This is a genomic window from Ruminococcus sp. Marseille-P328 (assembly GCF_964249465.1).
Lineage (GTDB): Bacteria > Bacillota > Clostridia > Lachnospirales > Lachnospiraceae > Blautia_A > Blautia_A faecis.
The window spans coordinates 1-14,822 of record NZ_CAXUBQ010000028.1 but is presented as its reverse complement, the minus strand read 5'-3'; the positions used below and the strand labels follow the sequence as shown (position 1 = coordinate 14,822).

Annotated in this window: 26 protein-coding genes; 25 read left to right on the top strand and 1 reads right to left on the bottom strand. The window is 37.2% G+C overall.

Annotation, left to right across the window (positions count from 1 at the left end):
• Positions 1 to 289 precede the first annotated feature (289 nt).
• The 15 genes from ACESTK_RS17080 (at position 290) to ACESTK_RS17010 (ending at position 5,603) form a co-directional block, all read left to right on the top strand.
• Complete coding sequence (locus tag ACESTK_RS17080) at positions 290 to 568, top strand: hypothetical protein (RefSeq protein WP_373120345.1); 279 nt, start codon at positions 290 to 292, stop codon at positions 566 to 568.
• A gap of 45 nt (positions 569 to 613) precedes the next feature.
• Positions 614 to 802, top strand: coding sequence for a hypothetical protein (locus ACESTK_RS17075; protein ID WP_148462938.1), 189 nt, complete (start codon positions 614 to 616; stop codon positions 800 to 802).
• 98 nt (positions 803 to 900) lie between these two features.
• Positions 901 to 1,068, top strand: coding sequence for a hypothetical protein (locus ACESTK_RS17070; protein WP_373120344.1), 168 nt, complete (start codon positions 901 to 903; stop codon positions 1,066 to 1,068).
• 74 nt (positions 1,069 to 1,142) lie between these two features.
• The gene (locus ACESTK_RS17065) at positions 1,143 to 1,463 is read left to right on the top strand and encodes a hypothetical protein (protein ID WP_373120343.1); all 321 of its coding nucleotides are present in this window, start codon (positions 1,143 to 1,145) and stop codon (positions 1,461 to 1,463) included.
• A 47-nt stretch (positions 1,464 to 1,510) separates the two neighbouring features.
• A complete protein-coding gene (locus ACESTK_RS17060) occupies positions 1,511 to 1,753 on the top strand; it encodes a hypothetical protein (RefSeq protein WP_373120342.1) in 243 nt (80 codons plus the stop codon).
• Positions 1,750 to 1,872, top strand: a complete 123-nt coding sequence (locus tag ACESTK_RS17055; RefSeq protein ID WP_373120341.1) for a hypothetical protein — start codon at positions 1,750 to 1,752, stop codon at positions 1,870 to 1,872. Before ACESTK_RS17060 ends, ACESTK_RS17055 begins: the two co-directional genes overlap by 4 nt.
• 15 nt (positions 1,873 to 1,887) lie before the next feature.
• Positions 1,888 to 2,154 carry a hypothetical protein gene (locus ACESTK_RS17050; protein WP_373120340.1) on the top strand — a complete coding sequence of 89 codons (267 nt, stop codon included), beginning with the start codon at positions 1,888 to 1,890 and terminating at the stop codon, positions 2,152 to 2,154.
• Positions 2,155 to 2,170: 16 nt separating this feature from the next.
• Positions 2,171 to 2,326: a hypothetical protein gene (locus tag ACESTK_RS17045; protein ID WP_373120339.1), complete on the top strand. Its 156-nt coding sequence runs from the start codon at positions 2,171 to 2,173 to the stop codon at positions 2,324 to 2,326.
• Between the two features lie 104 nt (positions 2,327 to 2,430).
• Complete coding sequence (locus ACESTK_RS17040; RefSeq protein ID WP_373120338.1) at positions 2,431 to 2,769, top strand: hypothetical protein; 339 nt, start codon at positions 2,431 to 2,433, stop codon at positions 2,767 to 2,769.
• 9 nt (positions 2,770 to 2,778) lie between these two features.
• Positions 2,779 to 3,057, top strand: coding sequence for a hypothetical protein (locus ACESTK_RS17035; RefSeq protein ID WP_373120337.1), 279 nt, complete (start codon positions 2,779 to 2,781; stop codon positions 3,055 to 3,057).
• A complete protein-coding gene (locus ACESTK_RS17030; RefSeq protein ID WP_373120336.1) occupies positions 3,054 to 3,566 on the top strand; it encodes an HNH endonuclease in 513 nt (170 codons plus the stop codon). Before ACESTK_RS17035 ends, ACESTK_RS17030 begins: the two co-directional genes overlap by 4 nt.
• Positions 3,567 to 3,582: 16 nt before the next feature.
• The gene (locus ACESTK_RS17025; RefSeq protein WP_373120335.1) at positions 3,583 to 3,813 is read left to right on the top strand and encodes a hypothetical protein; all 231 of its coding nucleotides are present in this window, start codon (positions 3,583 to 3,585) and stop codon (positions 3,811 to 3,813) included.
• A gap of 81 nt (positions 3,814 to 3,894) precedes the next feature.
• Complete coding sequence (locus tag ACESTK_RS17020) at positions 3,895 to 4,131, top strand: hypothetical protein (RefSeq protein WP_373120334.1); 237 nt, start codon at positions 3,895 to 3,897, stop codon at positions 4,129 to 4,131.
• A gap of 105 nt (positions 4,132 to 4,236) precedes the next feature.
• On the top strand, positions 4,237 to 4,782 hold the full coding sequence (locus ACESTK_RS17015) for a Uma2 family endonuclease (protein WP_373120333.1): 546 nt from the start codon (positions 4,237 to 4,239) through the stop codon (positions 4,780 to 4,782).
• Between the two features lie 14 nt (positions 4,783 to 4,796).
• A complete protein-coding gene (locus ACESTK_RS17010; RefSeq protein WP_373120332.1) occupies positions 4,797 to 5,603 on the top strand; it encodes a Uma2 family endonuclease in 807 nt (268 codons plus the stop codon).
• A gap of 51 nt (positions 5,604 to 5,654) precedes the next feature.
• On the opposite strand, the gene ACESTK_RS17005 is transcribed toward ACESTK_RS17010, so the two are convergent.
• A complete protein-coding gene (locus ACESTK_RS17005; protein ID WP_347505609.1) occupies positions 5,655 to 6,674 on the bottom strand; it encodes a helix-turn-helix transcriptional regulator in 1,020 nt (339 codons plus the stop codon).
• A 589-nt stretch (positions 6,675 to 7,263) separates the two neighbouring features.
• Between ACESTK_RS17005 and ACESTK_RS17000 the strand changes: the two genes are divergently transcribed.
• The 10 genes from ACESTK_RS17000 to ACESTK_RS16955 all read left to right on the top strand — a co-directional run bounded on the left by ACESTK_RS17000 (position 7,264) and on the right by ACESTK_RS16955 (position 14,747).
• A complete protein-coding gene (locus tag ACESTK_RS17000; RefSeq protein WP_373120331.1) occupies positions 7,264 to 7,527 on the top strand; it encodes a hypothetical protein in 264 nt (87 codons plus the stop codon).
• 77 nt (positions 7,528 to 7,604) lie between these two features.
• Positions 7,605 to 7,871 carry a hypothetical protein gene (locus tag ACESTK_RS16995; protein WP_148462949.1) on the top strand — a complete coding sequence of 89 codons (267 nt, stop codon included), beginning with the start codon at positions 7,605 to 7,607 and terminating at the stop codon, positions 7,869 to 7,871.
• Complete coding sequence (locus ACESTK_RS16990; RefSeq protein ID WP_373120330.1) at positions 7,868 to 8,935, top strand: hypothetical protein; 1,068 nt, start codon at positions 7,868 to 7,870, stop codon at positions 8,933 to 8,935. Before ACESTK_RS16995 ends, ACESTK_RS16990 begins: the two co-directional genes overlap by 4 nt.
• 65 nt (positions 8,936 to 9,000) lie before the next feature.
• On the top strand, positions 9,001 to 9,192 hold the full coding sequence (locus ACESTK_RS16985; RefSeq protein WP_373120329.1) for a hypothetical protein: 192 nt from the start codon (positions 9,001 to 9,003) through the stop codon (positions 9,190 to 9,192).
• A 67-nt stretch (positions 9,193 to 9,259) separates the two neighbouring features.
• The gene (locus tag ACESTK_RS16980) at positions 9,260 to 9,865 is read left to right on the top strand and encodes a hypothetical protein (protein ID WP_195409649.1); all 606 of its coding nucleotides are present in this window, start codon (positions 9,260 to 9,262) and stop codon (positions 9,863 to 9,865) included.
• A gap of 76 nt (positions 9,866 to 9,941) precedes the next feature.
• Positions 9,942 to 10,373, top strand: a complete 432-nt coding sequence (locus tag ACESTK_RS16975) for a hypothetical protein (RefSeq protein ID WP_373120328.1) — start codon at positions 9,942 to 9,944, stop codon at positions 10,371 to 10,373.
• A 72-nt stretch (positions 10,374 to 10,445) separates the two neighbouring features.
• Positions 10,446 to 11,117: a hypothetical protein gene (locus tag ACESTK_RS16970; RefSeq protein ID WP_373120327.1), complete on the top strand. Its 672-nt coding sequence runs from the start codon at positions 10,446 to 10,448 to the stop codon at positions 11,115 to 11,117.
• A 47-nt stretch (positions 11,118 to 11,164) separates the two neighbouring features.
• Entirely contained in the window at positions 11,165 to 11,353 is a 189-nt protein-coding gene (locus ACESTK_RS16965; protein ID WP_148462956.1) for a DUF5659 domain-containing protein, read from the top strand.
• Positions 11,354 to 11,357: 4 nt separating this feature from the next.
• On the top strand, positions 11,358 to 12,932 hold the full coding sequence (locus ACESTK_RS16960) for a DEAD/DEAH box helicase (protein ID WP_373120326.1): 1,575 nt from the start codon (positions 11,358 to 11,360) through the stop codon (positions 12,930 to 12,932).
• A gap of 1,200 nt (positions 12,933 to 14,132) precedes the next feature.
• Complete coding sequence (locus tag ACESTK_RS16955) at positions 14,133 to 14,747, top strand: hypothetical protein (RefSeq protein ID WP_373120325.1); 615 nt, start codon at positions 14,133 to 14,135, stop codon at positions 14,745 to 14,747.
• Positions 14,748 to 14,822: the final 75 nt, after the last annotated feature.

The window sequence follows — 14,822 nt, the reverse complement described above, 5'->3', positions numbered from 1 at the left end:
CATACACTTATAACAAGTGCACAATATGCACAAAAAACAAGTGTATATTTTGGCTGATCCGTCAATAGACATACACCTAAAACAAGTGTATTATTAAGCCATAAACAAAACAGCAACACACAAACGAAGAACACAGCGAAGGGTGAAAACGAAGTAGCACAAGCACACCGGAGACACCTACATAATACTGGAGAGAGATAAGCAAAGATGCCTAGCAGTCGAGATTGGTTTAAAGCTCACCGGAGCTGAGTTCTTCCAATAAGAATAAAAGGACATGGAGGAAAAACATATGTGTACAACAATGAACGAATTAGAAAAAGTCGTAGCTGATTACAGAAGCTTAAAAGCAATGAAAGAAGAGCTTGATGCACAGCTGAAAGATGCAGAGCGTGAGATGATTTCTTACTTGGATAGCAACAACAAACTTTCAGAATCCGGCAAAGACTTTACAATTAAGGTTTCAACTTGCGAGCGCCGAACACTGGACAGTAAACAGCTTGAAGCTGATCTCGGATCACTGGCAGATTATCAGAGGGTTTCCCAGTACCGCAGATTATATGTAAGATAAATTCCTTATCCTTGCGGTGGAGGTCAACCGCAGAAAGGTGAGAACATGAAACTTCAGGATTTAACATTTGAAAGAATTGAACACTATGATCCTTTAAATTCAAGAGCTAAAAAGAACGGTACCGTTTCAGAGTGGGTCGCAAGAAATGATTGGGGTAATGCTGTAGCTTTTGGAAACACTAAAGCAGAATGCTTGCAGGATGCTCGTAGATACATAGCACTTCAGAATAGTTAATCATCAAAGTGGTCACAGCCACTATAAACAGGGCTTTAAGCTGTGAGCGTTGACCGTCAGAGATGGCGGTCAAGTAGTCAAACATAAGGAACAACAACATGAAAGAAACAAAATATATCAGCTATGAAGAGCCGATAAATGGCAGAAGTTTTACATACAAGCAAATGCAAGAAGTTTACCGTGATCTGGTTAATAAAGAAGAATATCAAGATTTTGACTGTTGGTTTACCGATATGTTGAAATCTGGCGTGTTTGAAACAATTTAATAGTAACAAATGGGGCTGTCAATTAGGCAGTCCCGACAATATAAAATCAATCAACCAACAGGAGGAATAAAACAATGATGTATTGCGAGTTTATTGACATTTCCGAATACGGAGAAAACTATATCACCTTCACAGAGTACCAGGATTACGTGGAGCCTATTTACATGGAGTGTGACATGTCCAAACAGGATTTTGTAGTATTACTGAAGGAGACTATACACCAGATGGTTGAGCCAGTAGTACAGCGAGCAATCCATAATATACCTTTACCGGATAAGTTAGCAATCGCATTCAGTGACGAAGAGCCGGTTGAGCTTCTGGATCACATTGCAAAGATTGACTTTGAAGCAAGAAAACTTGTGTATCAGTATTTGAAGCTGATGTTGACAATCTAACATTAAATAGCTGTCCTATCGGCTGATCGGGGAGAAAGGTGTAGCTCATGAGGGACGCAATAAAGACCTTGTATGAACATTGGGTGAACGTGCATACCACATCTTCAGATGAACAGTCAGCTTTTGAAGTAATCAATGAAGCTGCTAAAGGTCAAGCAGAACATGATCCGTTGTACACAGCTATTGTGGATTATTCAGAAGTAATTCAGTATGAAGCATTCAAAGAGGGTGTGCTTATAGCTCTAAGCTTATTACACCCATTGCCAGAGCAGGAGGACTTACAAGCATGAAAGACTATGGCTTAACAGACGAAGAATTAAGAGCTTTAGGCGAAGATCCAGAGCCTAAGCAAGAACCGCAAGAAATGTGGGATGGAGATTTTGATTTCTTGATGGACTTCTGGTTTTAGAAAGGGGGCAGAGCAATGACAGACTTAGGAAATAAAGTAATGGAATCCATGTTTGACGCATGGTGTGATGATAGATGCAAAGAAATCACGCCAGATCACAATGATTACAGTCATAACTTGGATGATGTTGTGCAATACATATGTGAGCTAACCGGAGCTTCCAGAGAGCAGAAATACCGAATTGAACATGAGCTTGAAGAGCTTGTAAATCGTACTGAAAAGAACACTTTTGCAGATGGCTTTTACATAGCTATGGCAGTAGCAACAGGAAAAATATTTTAATAGCGAGGTGGCAGATATGACGCAGAATGTAAATATTGCAATAAAAACAGAATCGGGACAAGTAAAGAAGATAAGTAATGGTGTGATTTTCCAGCCTGAGACACAATTCAAGGGTGGATCTGTTAAATGGTTTGATGATTCTAAGCTTATCAAGCCAGAATACAGAAAATAGAACAGTCGTTTGAGCGACTATAAATAGGACTTTAGGCTCAAAGCGTTCCCATCTACATAAGATGGGAGATAGTCGGCTAATACATAAGTAGGAGGGAATTAAAAATGGAAGCGGTAAGAGAACCCGAAGTAATCCGGTTATACAGAGAAGATGAAGTTGTTGAGCTTGTTGCAAATTATCTTCTGGAAAATAAGAAGCATGAGCAAGAGAGACAGCGTAAACAGAAAGTAAAGCAGATTGTAAGCAGACAACGTAAACGCCAGCTGTTAAGGGAATTGTTGATCTCATTTCTGAAGCAGATCATGCTGATTGTATTTGTGGCACTGTTTCCGTGGGTTATCTGCAAAGTAACCGGCGATCCAGAATATTACAATATGTATTTAATGGCTGCGCCGATTGCGCTAGGAATGATTTATCAGTTAATCAAGGGAAATTGGAGGTAATAAGGCAAAATGAGAAGATTACATTGTGTATTTCAGGACGGATTGATTCTTGGAATCTGGATGTGTCCTGATGAAAGATTCTATTACCATATTGCAGAGGCAGACGCAACAGAACCACTCACAAAAGAAGAGATTTGGGAAATGCTTGATTATGCTATAGCATTTCATAAGGGAACTGGTACAGTCAACTATTTCTGGGATATGATAGCAGAATTAGTAAAGCCTGAAGATTTACAGATATTAAAGGAACGAGCAGAAGCAAATGCAAAAGGGAGAGCAGACAAATGATAGTTATTACAAATGGAACAGAGTACATATACTTGGACGAAGAGCACCAGATCCAGAAGACAACTGATCTCACAAAGGCAAAGACATTTACATTTCAGGGATGCAGTATTTTTATAAGGGAAAATGTCAAGGCTACCAAGGGCTTTTATGCCTACGATACGGAAACACAGCGTATCTGTTACAGACGAAAGAAGAAAAAGTGTTTCCCAAAGACCACAAGAATGATGATTTACAATCAGGCAGACGGACGCTGTGTATTATGCGGTAGAAAAATCAAATATGAGGACATGACAATAGACCATATCAGACCTACGTCATTGGGTGGATCAGATTCAGTGGAAAATCTTCAGTGCACATGTCGAACATGCAACACCTTTAAAGATAAAATGCTCCCGGACACATTTTTTGACCGGATCAACGAAATCTATTTGTATCAGATGGAAAAGAAGTATGGCAAGAAATTGAAATGGAAACTGGCGAATAAGTTAATTAAGAGTGTGGCACGGTAAGGGAAGGAGCTACAACATGAGCTTACAGGGAATCATTGACTATGCAATTCAGAATAATTGGGAGACTAAGAATGTACCGGAGCGGATCAGATGTTTTTTTACTACATGGGCGCATGAATATTTACTTGGAGCAGATAGCGAAGAATGCAAAGCTGCATTAAGAAAGATTTACAATCAGGCAGCCATAAATGAGCTTATCGAATATGAAGAGTTTACGTATTTTATGATGCGGTACATCATTGAATAATGCGATTAAGGGAGTCGCAAAACACGACTCCCTACAGAAATCGGGAACAGGTAGCAGGACATAAAAAGGAGTAGAAGCACAATGAGCGGAAAACTTGATAGACGAGATGAAGTCCGGTTTATTGCCTATCTGGAAGCAAACCATTATATTCCAGATAATAAAAAAGGCAGTGGAGGTAGCCATTACAAGTACATATCAATACTGACAGGATATCATGTAGAGATCAAGCACAAGCAGAATATTATGATAACTAAAAGGCTGATAAGGGAAGTAAGACAGGATTTAGAGTGGAACGGCTACAGCTGTATTCCATACTGATTCACTGCGGCCTGGGCGAAATTACGTTGATAATGCAATGGAAAACAGCTATAATGGGAGTAGATTAAAATAAATGTTGGAGGACAAAAAGGAAGGTGACTGTAAATGCCAGCTTTAAAGGAAAATAAAAAGTATACTATAGAGGATATCATGGCATTGCCAGAGAATGAACATGCAGAACTGATTGACGGTCAGATTTATTATCAGGCAGCTCCAAGCCGTAAACATCAGGATATATCAGGTGAACTGTATGCAACTATCCATGATTATATCAAGAGAAATGGTGGACAATGTAAGGTATATCATGCTCCATTTGCAGTATTACTTAATGATGATGATTCTGTTTATATTGAGCCTGATATTTCGGTAATCTGTGACCGTAACAAATTATCAGATCGTGGCTGTGAGGGTGCGCCCGATTGGATCATTGAGATAGTTTCACCAGGAAGCCGCCGTATGGACTACATGATTAAATTGTTTAAATATCGTACAGCAGGAGTCCGTGAGTATTGGATTGTGGACTATGCAAAAGACATGGTAATGGTATATAACTTCGAGCAGAACGAAATGGAAACTTATACCATGGCAGATAAAGTACCAGCAGGTATATATGATAATCTGGTAATTGATTTTGCGGAAATGGATATATAAGGGAGTTGGTTTGTATGATGTACCCATATATTACATTGCCAGATGAAACAGAGATTGTACATTCGCAGATTGTAACTGAATCTGGAAAACAGAAAGTAATTGTTAATTTTGAACGTCCGACAGAAACAGGATTTGACTCTGCTAGGTGTGAGATTCCAGAGAATACGTGGATTTCTGTTGTAGGATATTCTTCTGAAGAGATCAGAAGATTTGAGGAATTTCTACAAGATAATACGGAGAATATTATAGAGAAAGCAAAAGCCAAACAGAAATCTTACTGTGACAGCAACATCAAAGAAGAGAAGATAAACGGCGTGATCTACACAATCCCAAAAGCTGAAGCATACCAACATGGTATTGTAGCTGGGAACATTAGCACAGCAATTCACTATGGACTTCCAAAAGGAAGCTTGGTCTTTACTGGTAATCTAGATTACAGATATCATCCAGTAGTAAATGATGATTATGTTGTCCCGGATGTGCTTGTGGTACATGACCGGGAAAACCTTAGAGACACATATTATTGTGGAATCCCAAAGTTTGTTGTGGAGATTGTAAGCCCAGCCACAGTTTTACATGATCGGAGGGATAAACTGAAGATTTATCAGGAAGCAGGTGTTCAAGAATATTGGATTGTATCATCAATGGAACGGTCTGTAGAGATTTATTATCTGGTAGCAGGACGGTATGTGTTGCAAGATTGTTATATTCTCCAGGATGATCCGGAAGAAGATTATTACAATGCAGATCAGATGATTACTCTGAGAGAGTTTCCGAATATCAGTCTGACGCTGGCAGAGATATTTGAGAATAGGGATTGAGCATAATAAGAGGGCTGCCGGGATGATCGGTAGCCCATGGGAAGAATACGGCTATTGAATAGTGGAAACCTCACGAAGTAAATGAATTACTCTCATATATGTTGAAATTTGTTCTCGGGTAGGTGGCGATAGGTTGTAGTCATCTTGTAGCAAAATTAGTAATTTAGAGCAGTACATAATTAGATCACAAAAATTATCGCCGTTTTTAATTTCGTTAATATCTGGAAGCTCATTTTTTAAGTTATCAGACACAAGTCTTTTGAGAGATTCCACAATACTTGAATAAAACATATTTAAAAAATTAAAAAGGTTATTATACTGTCCATTTACTAGTTGATCTTTAAGTAGTGATAGTAGATTATAATAATTAGTGTTCACTTGTTGGGCGGTTTGATAATTTTCTTCTTCAAGTTGTTTATTTATATTTTCTTCGATATATAGTTTTTGACGAATATCTTTTCTATTTGCAAAATCATTATATTTTGCAGCTAATGCTGTCAAGTCATTAATGCAAGTACAATATTCATTAGAGTTCTCAGAATCTACCCCAAAAAGTGGAATATTAATTAAAGCTAAACTAAGCTCTGGATTAAAATATACTGATCGGCGAAAAGTTTCCAATGCATTTAATGCAGCTTTTTGGTTCTCTTGGGGCTGATCTGAAATTATTTTGAATAATTGTTGTTTTATGTTTGAAAATTCGCTATTAATTACAAGTTTTAATTGCTCTGGTGAATGAGACTGAGGAATATATTTGTTATGAAGTATATTCGATTCTTGTACTGAATGTAATTGATACCATGATGTATCGGAACTAAGTGGCTGTTGTATAATTTGTTCAATATATGGTATAACAGCGGAATCCTCATTTTTATTTAATAGAATACTATAAATAGACAATAAATCTTCTTTACTTATTTTTTGGGTTTTACCATTTTCAATATTAGGAAGCCAATATTTTGAGTGACCACTTTTTTCAGATAATTCATAAGCGGAGAGGCCATTTTTTTTCCTAAGCTCAACAATATTTTGGCGTAAATTATCAGTAATTAAAAGTTTATCCATTTTCATATAATTCACCTGCTTTCTAATGATGTTAGTGTAATATAAAAAATGAAGAAAGTCAAACAAAGAATAAATAAGTAAAAAAAATACTTATTAAGTATTGACACAAGTTATTAGGTGTGATATTATGCTAGACATAGAAACAAAAAAAGAGATCAAAGCTCCTGGCAGAGCAATGACCTCTCAATATGCACAGATCATCAAGAATGAAGAATCCATACATAACCTTCGACAAGTTAAGTATAGTCTATTTTTCATTTAGTGACAATCCGAAACGTTTGTTCGGATATTCTGTCATATTACCCAATACATAAACACCTATATAAATAGGAAGAAACAGCAACAAGCAATACAATCAGTACCATGACAACTTTATACCTACATCTATACCACAGCCCACAGGACTATTTTTATATCTTTCAGTGAGACTGCTTTATTTTTTGCACCCTTTTTTAGGAAAAACAGCAATGTGCATTTTTGCAGAATGAAATTCCTGAGAAATCGGAAGTAAGGAATGAACAGATCACCATATTTTTTTACACAGTGGGTTACAGCTGAGATAAAGGTAGACAAAAACTTAATAGGGAGGAACTTTATGGAACTATCGAGATCAGATTTTCAGATCCTGAACGTACTGAAAGAGCACCGGTGTACGAATTATCAGGAGAGCATGACACTACAGGAGATTATACCAGAATTACCATTTTCCAGGGTTACTGCTTACAAGCGTTTGAAGAACCTTTGTGATATGGGATATACCGCAAAGGGCTGTCAAGCAGAGCAAGCCGATACTTATTACATCCTGGAAAAAGGCATTCGTGCAGCAGACATAAAAGATATGACAGAGTTGGAGTCGTGATATGTTGGTGTAATGTTCACGCAATGTCAAGATACATAAAAGTCAATATGAAGATATAGGAAGGATAGATTGTATATATGACAAATAAATTAAACAGATCAGATTACCTCATTCTGGACACACTACATGGCTCCAATATGACAGATCAATTTCACAGTATGACAATTGAAGAAATCATGGAAGAGACAGGAAATGTTCTTGGAGTTCGAATGACAGTATACCGCATGGTAACTAAGCTGGTAAAGCTTGGGTATCTTGAAAAAGGCGTTATGGACAACCATGCAAACACCTATTATTTAACAAATGATGGTCGCAAATTATTCAAGGAGGATAAAGCAGAATGAAGATCAGAGAGAATTGTTACATGTTAGGGATTGGAAGCACCGGAGGAAAAATCTACAAAGAATTTGTACAGCGTCATTATAAAGGCGCTGCTGCAAATGGTAGCGAACAGGATCACAAAGCTCTTGGAGACGTACCAAACAAGTATACCTTACAAGGCTTTGATGGATTTGGTGGACACCGTGAAAGAGCTATGGATTGTCTGGCTGGAAACGAAGATTTCATTAAATTTGTTGAAGAAATCAAAGAAGACATTGTGTTTATTCTCTTTGCCGGAGGCGGTTCTACTGGATCAGGCTGTGCGCCAATTGTTGCAGAAATGCTCCTGGAAGAAAAAGACGAAGAGGGTAATCCGGTGAAGACAGTGTGTCCGGTGATTGCGTTACCTGCATCTGGTGAGTCCTTGGCAAAACATAAGAACGCTTATGAGACAGTGCAGGAGCTTCAGGAAATAGAAGGTTTGGGAGCAACATTTTTCTTAAATAATGACAGCAACGAGAATTACGATTATATCAACAAGAATTTTGCAAGTATGCTGGATGAATTTCTTTCAAATGAGAGTTACGGCAGACAGAACAATTTTGATGAATCAGAGCGTCTGGAAATGTTGAAAGACAGCGGAGCAATTGTCCTGAGCGTAACAGGAGATGGAACAGACAGTAAGATCAAGCTTGAAAAGCTGACTAAGAGTGGAATCTTTGCACCAATCGAGGACAACTACATCTGTGAGAATATCGGTATCATTCATTCCAAAAATGACAAGTCAGATATTGATTCTGAGGATGTAATTGCAGAAGTTGGGAAGCCAGATAATGTATTTGAGGGGTTCAATGGCAGGAAGACAATCATTGCTGCAAGTGGCTTGGATTATCCGGTATCTCATGTAAAGAAGCTTGGCGAATTGGCTGTAAAAGCTAATGCGGAACGTATGAGAAATAAGAAAAGCACCAGAGCAAAGCTTGGTTCACTGGAATTACCGGAAGTAGATATAACAGAGCAGAAAGAAGAACCTACAAAGAAGAAAATGACAAAGCTGGAACTTCTGAAAAAGAGAAGAGGACAGTAAAGGTTAAGTACATCTTATGTTATGTCAGAGAAAAGTCATGTATCAATGGTGAGGATAAATGAGATATGGAGAAGCAGCATAATGACTTAGTTGTGTTACAAGCTAACGGTTTAATTCATCTGGTCGGAAAATCTGAAAATAGAATGCCAGAATCAAGATTCGTAGGCGGTACAATTCCATGGTTTGACGACAGCAAACTGTTGAAGACCAACCGAACCGGAAAGTCAACTAGAGGATATGAAGCAGTAAGCAAATAACCTGATTTAGGCGGTAGATATAAAAGCTGCTGCCTGGACAATTAAAGAAGAGAAGGAGAACATGGATATGAGGACACCTAAAGAGTACACGCAGAATTTGAAACAGAAAATCATCACTAAACAGATGTTAGCCGATTGCCTTTATAGCGTGAATAAAAGGGCAAAGAACTGTAGAGACAATGAGCATAAGTATTCCAAATATAGAACCGATTACTACGGTAACGCAGACAATTATCGTCAGCAGAAAGAGGAATACTACAGCCAGAAAGATAAAATGCTTACATTACTGAAGCCAAATTGCATCCATGAAACAACAGAGTACCACAAAGAGCGTGTATACGACTATGAGCCAGAATATTATGAGATTTACGATAGCGGTAATTATTTGAGAAGTAGTGGTTACTATGATAAGGAATTACACGAATATGTAGAGTTTGTTGTGGTCAATGTTCCGCATACCTCATATTATCTGTTCTATGATTTAGGAACCCACAGTTTCCATACACCAATTGAACAGTCTGATTTGAAGAAATATCCGGAATTGCAAGTTGTCGATATTGGAGAACTGAATACATACGGCGAAGAGATTACAGAGCTGGTATCTAATCAGTTTGTTGCAAAGTTAATGAGTCTGATTCGAAGTGGTGATTTCAGATTAGTTTTTTCGGAATAAAACGGAATCAAAAACAGAAGTAAGTAACAGCCGAAAGGCATTATATAAAATTTCAAAATCAAAGGAGAATACGACTATGAGTAACAAATTAGTGAAGAGAAACAATATGGAGAACGTAACTTTTGAGGCACTGGGACTGGATAGCACTAAGAATTTCTTAGTAGCGCCGAAATCTGAAGGAAAGAAATACTTTATGCGAACTGAAGATATTAAACAGGCAAGCGGAGATATGCTTATGGAACAAGATTTTCAGGTAGGCGGTATTCTGGTACTCAGAAAGAATGGTGATGTACTGTTTACACTGAAGAAAGGACTGACAAATAATGACATCCTGTTCTGTACACTAGATATTGGTAGTGATCCAGTGGAAAAGTGCAACCAGTATTTGCAGGAATCCTTGCAGACTATGGAGAAAGAGTTAGGCATGGAAGCAGGATATCTGGATTTGAAGCATTGCGGTATTCTGGTCGAAATTGCCAAAGATACCTACAAGGTGATCGAAGAGTAATTACCCATATAAATAAGATGTAACCCACACGGCGGTAGACCTACCACAATCTACCGCCAGAAAGGAGAGAGCATGAAACCACCAAAAGAATACCTGAAGAATCTGAAGAACCACACGATCACAGAACAGATGTTATCCGATTGCCTGTTTAGCGTAAACAATAGAGCATTAAACAGTCGTGATAACGAGCACAAGTATATACATTACATCCCTGATCCATACGGCAATGCAAATAAGTACCGCAAGAAGAAACAAGAATACTACAGCATGAAGAGAGTCCTGTTATCAGTCCTGGAACCAGCCCATATCCAAAAGGGTGAAGTCCTGCAACGTAAGCGTACATATGACTATGAGGAAGGTTACGAAGAAATCCTAAAATCTGGAAACTACGTCAACAACAGTGGCTTCTACAATCCAGACAGAAAGGAACATGTTGAATTCGTGGTGCAGATGATTCCAGAGACAGTCTACTATCTGACCTATACAGTAAGTAACCGGACATTTCGTGTGCCTCTGGAAGAATCTGAGATTAAGAAATATCCAGATTTAGAGATTGTGGATGTAGGACGGATAACTCCTGTTTATGGTGACATTACCGCTGATATGTTATCGGTTCAGTTTGTAGATAAGATTGTGCAGCTGATAAAAGGTAGAAAGCATGAGTTAATTTTTCAGAATAAAACGAAACAGAAAACAGAAGAAAAAGATGAACTGGCAGTAGAACCGGTTACTGTTGACGCATGAAAGCCGGCCGTGCTGGAAGAACAATTAAGAATGAGAGGAAAACAAACATGTATAAAGGACCAAAGACAACAATGTATATTGTACGTTCACTGAATATGGTGAACTGGCTGTGTAGCCACGGATTCAAAATTTTAAAAGTGGAAGATTCTGAGAAAGATGAAAAGTTAAAGGTGTTCTTTTTTGAAGAATCTCCGGCCTTACATCACACAATGATGATGTACCGAAAGGAAGTGTGATTGTATGGCAAACGGCAAAGCAGCAATTAGTCAGTATTTCTCAGAACTTATCGGAGATTCATATAAAACCTGGAAGAATACAAAAATCGTCATGGACGGTGGTACTGGTACTGGAAAAACATTTTTCAATCTCAATATACTTGGAATATACGCAAAAGATCAGAGAAAACGTGTACTTTATTTGTGTAATCGAAAGGGGTTAAAACACCAGATTATCCGTGAAGTACGTGCTTTAGAGTTAAAAGAGACAGTATATGTAATGACATATCAACAGCTGGAAAGTTTTATAAATTCTAATACAATAATTGGTGATTTTGATTACATTATTGCTGATGAATGCCATTATTCCACGAATGATGCAAGATTCAATGATTACACGGATATATCATACAATTTCCTGAAGAACCAGAGCGGAAATGTAGTTATCTATGTCAGCGCAACGGCAAAAGTCTTTTTTAATCATTTACTGAAAGAGAAAGTTTCACCGGATCATTATTTTAACATTACTAAGAAATATGACTATGTGAAGAAATTCTACTTCTATCAAAAGAAGGCTTTAGTAAAGAAGGTTGAAGATATTCTGGCACAGGAAGAAGATAGTAAGATTGTGATATTCTGCAATGCCTATGACAGAGTATTGGAATTATATAAGGTGTTCGGAGATAGAGCTTCTTATTGTGCTTCCAAGAATGCAAAAAAATTGCAGGCCATTATAAATGAAAATGTAATCTACGAGCATGAGGATGGAACAGTAACATTTGATAAGAGAATCCTGATTACGACAAAGGTACTGGATAATGGTATTGATATCAAAGATAAAATGGTGAAACACATTTTCAATGAAATTTTTGATGCAGATTCAGCTATTCAGGCATTTGGAAGAAAACGTCCGGTAGATGCAGATGATACTTGTACATTTTACCAGAAACTTTATACCAAACAGGCAATCCAAAGTATGCTGAATACTGACAATAACTATGTGAAGCAGATTGATTTGTTTAAAAATGATTACGACCAGTTTTATAAAATCTACGGAAATAATCGTAGAGTGATGCAAAGAAATCCTATCTTTTACTGTAATTTTGGCAAAAACAAAGCTGATGGTAAACCGGACTATCATCATATGAGATATAACAAATACAAGATGGATATTGAAATTTACAATGACATGAAAAAAACGTCATATGAAGATGTGATTCTAAATTTATTCGGTGATGATATCCGATCCAAGGCTGAGTGGTTGGATATATACATAAATGAGAAGGATGAATTTCTGGATTACCTGCATACTCTGGAAGGAAGATGGTTATTTGCAGAGGATCGCAAGGAGCTTGTGAAGTGGTTTGAGAAAATCGGAGTGAAACTTAGACGTGCAGGAATTAATACTTTGAACGGTGCACTGCAAGATTATTATGGTAACAAGTATAAATTCAGATTCCGGGATTGTGTATTGGATGAAAATGGAAAGCCTACTAAGAAAAAATTGACAGATAACCGTAGAATTTTAGAAGATGGTACATCCAATCCAAATAGAAATAAGAAATATTGGATTCTTGAAGAATCCTCATATAAAAACTGAAAAATATTTTGGCGTCGGATTGACCAATCACTAAATATTATAGTGAAATGCCAAAACGACGCCAAAGAATAAATATTTGTATTATCAACATCTAAGTAATAATTGGATTCAAAATTGTTATGTCACTGAAAAAGCAGCATAAAATAAAAATGTGCAAAATGAGCATCAAAAACTGCACATTTTGATTTTTAAACCCTTTATTTTACTGGGATTCCGAGCCTCTTTTGTAAAGAATAAAGATGGAAAAAAAATATATAGATAGAATATTCAAAAACATCAAAAATGTTAATATTGTTATAATTACATGATGAATCAACAAACAATCAATTTCGAACGAACCAGCTGTGAAGCTTTAGCGAACAGATGGTGAAGTGATGACAAGCATCTTTAGATGCGCGGCAGCAAACTGGTGGAACACCAGGCAAGTATAATAAAAATCACTTAACTTATCTGTCGTTCCGACAGGTGCTGACGCATTCACTACGCTAAAGCTACGTTCATTTGTCATCACTTCTGAAATGTTCGCTAAAGCTTCACATTTCATTCGTTCTAATCAGATTAACTCTCAAAATAATAAGTTGTAGAAAATAAAAATGTGCAAAATGATGAATAAAAAATGCACATTTGAGTCTGGAAAGCCGCATAAACACTGGGTTTCTGAGCCCTTTTCGTAAAGAAGAGAATAGGGGAATATAAGCTATTATTCTGTGTGCCGGGAAGTAAATTTGTGTGTTTGCACTGAATAATTTATCTGATCTGCAAGGAGTCTCTAAAACGGAGATACCTATATTCTCAAGTATCATTTCTTTGGAACATACAGATGGGAAGCCAAAATGGACACCCATATATCAATCTTCTATGACAGGATCAGCGGTAGCAGCTGTTTCTATAGCAATGACTATTTTATATGAAAACGAAGGTAAAAACGGACGAAGATTTTCCAGACTGACAATTTAGCACTGCTTGATATCTGGGTGAAATTTGTGTTGAATTGATGGATATATATGCTTACTGAGAGAGTAAGAATTTTGAACTGATGGCAGAACCATGTTGGGCTTCCGGAATTTGTTGCTGTGAGATTTTGCAGAATAAATGAAAAACTAAATAAGAAGAATTGTATGTAACTGGATGAATGATCTCTACGGAGAAATTCCCAGTGAATGATAAAAACAAAATTTAAAATCAAAGGAGAGTAACATTATGGCAAGTAAAAATTTACAAGGAACTGTTGATTACTACATCAGAGGACAGTATGGAATCCTCAAAGGTGATGATGGTAAAGAGTATTGTTTTGGCAGGAAGGCAGTAGGCGATAGATCCAAGCTTGTTAATGGTGATGTAGTGAAATTTACAGTGGATCAGAATCATCCTATTCTAGTTTCAAAGGTTACATCTTATGTGGCTGTCAAATCAAGACTTATAAAGTCACTTGCAAAGAAAGGGTATGGTTTCCAGATTGAAAAAGATGGTAAATGGAATATTCTTGTGAGACATGGTGATAAGAAGATGATCCTGGAAGAGCTTGGACATATGACTATATTGGAAGCTACTGAATGGGCGCAGAGAGCAAAAAAATTAACTACGGAGGATATTGATAAGATGTTTGTAAAGAATGATATGAAGAGCAATGTAAATAAAGAGAAGAGCAATATGAAGAATGATGATTGCAAGATTGGTGGACACGTTGTACCGGATAATATGGCAAAGAATTTTGGTGCTGTTGAGGTTGATGGTGCTGTAGATGTGCCAGATCATACTTGGGATGAAGAGGCAGAAATGAAGAAGGACACAGATAGATTCTATGTCCTTGCCTGAGACCGTTTCAAGTTTTGTGTAAACGTTAAAAACTGATATAAGATTTGTGAATAGTTACAAATGGGCAGAGCTGAT

What these genes read in the sequence shown, in the direction of transcription:
- ACESTK_RS17080 (WP_373120345.1), top strand. Translation starts at nt 290, where the DNA reads ATGTGTACAACAATGAACGAATTAGAAAAAGTCGTAGCTGATTACAGA.
- ACESTK_RS17075 (WP_148462938.1), top strand. Translation starts at nt 614, where the DNA reads ATGAAACTTCAGGATTTAACATTTGAAAGAATTGAACACTATGATCCT.
- ACESTK_RS17070 (WP_373120344.1), top strand. Translation starts at nt 901, where the DNA reads ATGAAAGAAACAAAATATATCAGCTATGAAGAGCCGATAAATGGCAGA.
- ACESTK_RS17065 (WP_373120343.1), top strand. Translation starts at nt 1,143, where the DNA reads ATGATGTATTGCGAGTTTATTGACATTTCCGAATACGGAGAAAACTAT.
- ACESTK_RS17060 (WP_373120342.1), top strand. Translation starts at nt 1,511, where the DNA reads ATGAGGGACGCAATAAAGACCTTGTATGAACATTGGGTGAACGTGCAT.
- ACESTK_RS17055 (WP_373120341.1), top strand. Translation starts at nt 1,750, where the DNA reads ATGAAAGACTATGGCTTAACAGACGAAGAATTAAGAGCTTTAGGCGAA.
- ACESTK_RS17050 (WP_373120340.1), top strand. Translation starts at nt 1,888, where the DNA reads ATGACAGACTTAGGAAATAAAGTAATGGAATCCATGTTTGACGCATGG.
- ACESTK_RS17045 (WP_373120339.1), top strand. Translation starts at nt 2,171, where the DNA reads ATGACGCAGAATGTAAATATTGCAATAAAAACAGAATCGGGACAAGTA.
- ACESTK_RS17040 (WP_373120338.1), top strand. Translation starts at nt 2,431, where the DNA reads ATGGAAGCGGTAAGAGAACCCGAAGTAATCCGGTTATACAGAGAAGAT.
- ACESTK_RS17035 (WP_373120337.1), top strand. Translation starts at nt 2,779, where the DNA reads ATGAGAAGATTACATTGTGTATTTCAGGACGGATTGATTCTTGGAATC.
- ACESTK_RS17030 (WP_373120336.1), top strand. Translation starts at nt 3,054, where the DNA reads ATGATAGTTATTACAAATGGAACAGAGTACATATACTTGGACGAAGAG.
- ACESTK_RS17025 (WP_373120335.1), top strand. Translation starts at nt 3,583, where the DNA reads ATGAGCTTACAGGGAATCATTGACTATGCAATTCAGAATAATTGGGAG.
- ACESTK_RS17020 (WP_373120334.1), top strand. Translation starts at nt 3,895, where the DNA reads ATGAGCGGAAAACTTGATAGACGAGATGAAGTCCGGTTTATTGCCTAT.
- ACESTK_RS17015 (WP_373120333.1), top strand. Translation starts at nt 4,237, where the DNA reads ATGCCAGCTTTAAAGGAAAATAAAAAGTATACTATAGAGGATATCATG.
- ACESTK_RS17010 (WP_373120332.1), top strand. Translation starts at nt 4,797, where the DNA reads ATGATGTACCCATATATTACATTGCCAGATGAAACAGAGATTGTACAT.
- ACESTK_RS17005 (WP_347505609.1), bottom strand. Translation starts at nt 6,674, where the DNA reads ATGAAAATGGATAAACTTTTAATTACTGATAATTTACGCCAAAATATT.
- ACESTK_RS17000 (WP_373120331.1), top strand. Translation starts at nt 7,264, where the DNA reads ATGGAACTATCGAGATCAGATTTTCAGATCCTGAACGTACTGAAAGAG.
- ACESTK_RS16995 (WP_148462949.1), top strand. Translation starts at nt 7,605, where the DNA reads ATGACAAATAAATTAAACAGATCAGATTACCTCATTCTGGACACACTA.
- ACESTK_RS16990 (WP_373120330.1), top strand. Translation starts at nt 7,868, where the DNA reads ATGAAGATCAGAGAGAATTGTTACATGTTAGGGATTGGAAGCACCGGA.
- ACESTK_RS16985 (WP_373120329.1), top strand. Translation starts at nt 9,001, where the DNA reads ATGGAGAAGCAGCATAATGACTTAGTTGTGTTACAAGCTAACGGTTTA.
- ACESTK_RS16980 (WP_195409649.1), top strand. Translation starts at nt 9,260, where the DNA reads ATGAGGACACCTAAAGAGTACACGCAGAATTTGAAACAGAAAATCATC.
- ACESTK_RS16975 (WP_373120328.1), top strand. Translation starts at nt 9,942, where the DNA reads ATGAGTAACAAATTAGTGAAGAGAAACAATATGGAGAACGTAACTTTT.
- ACESTK_RS16970 (WP_373120327.1), top strand. Translation starts at nt 10,446, where the DNA reads ATGAAACCACCAAAAGAATACCTGAAGAATCTGAAGAACCACACGATC.
- ACESTK_RS16965 (WP_148462956.1), top strand. Translation starts at nt 11,165, where the DNA reads ATGTATAAAGGACCAAAGACAACAATGTATATTGTACGTTCACTGAAT.
- ACESTK_RS16960 (WP_373120326.1), top strand. Translation starts at nt 11,358, where the DNA reads ATGGCAAACGGCAAAGCAGCAATTAGTCAGTATTTCTCAGAACTTATC.
- ACESTK_RS16955 (WP_373120325.1), top strand. Translation starts at nt 14,133, where the DNA reads ATGGCAAGTAAAAATTTACAAGGAACTGTTGATTACTACATCAGAGGA.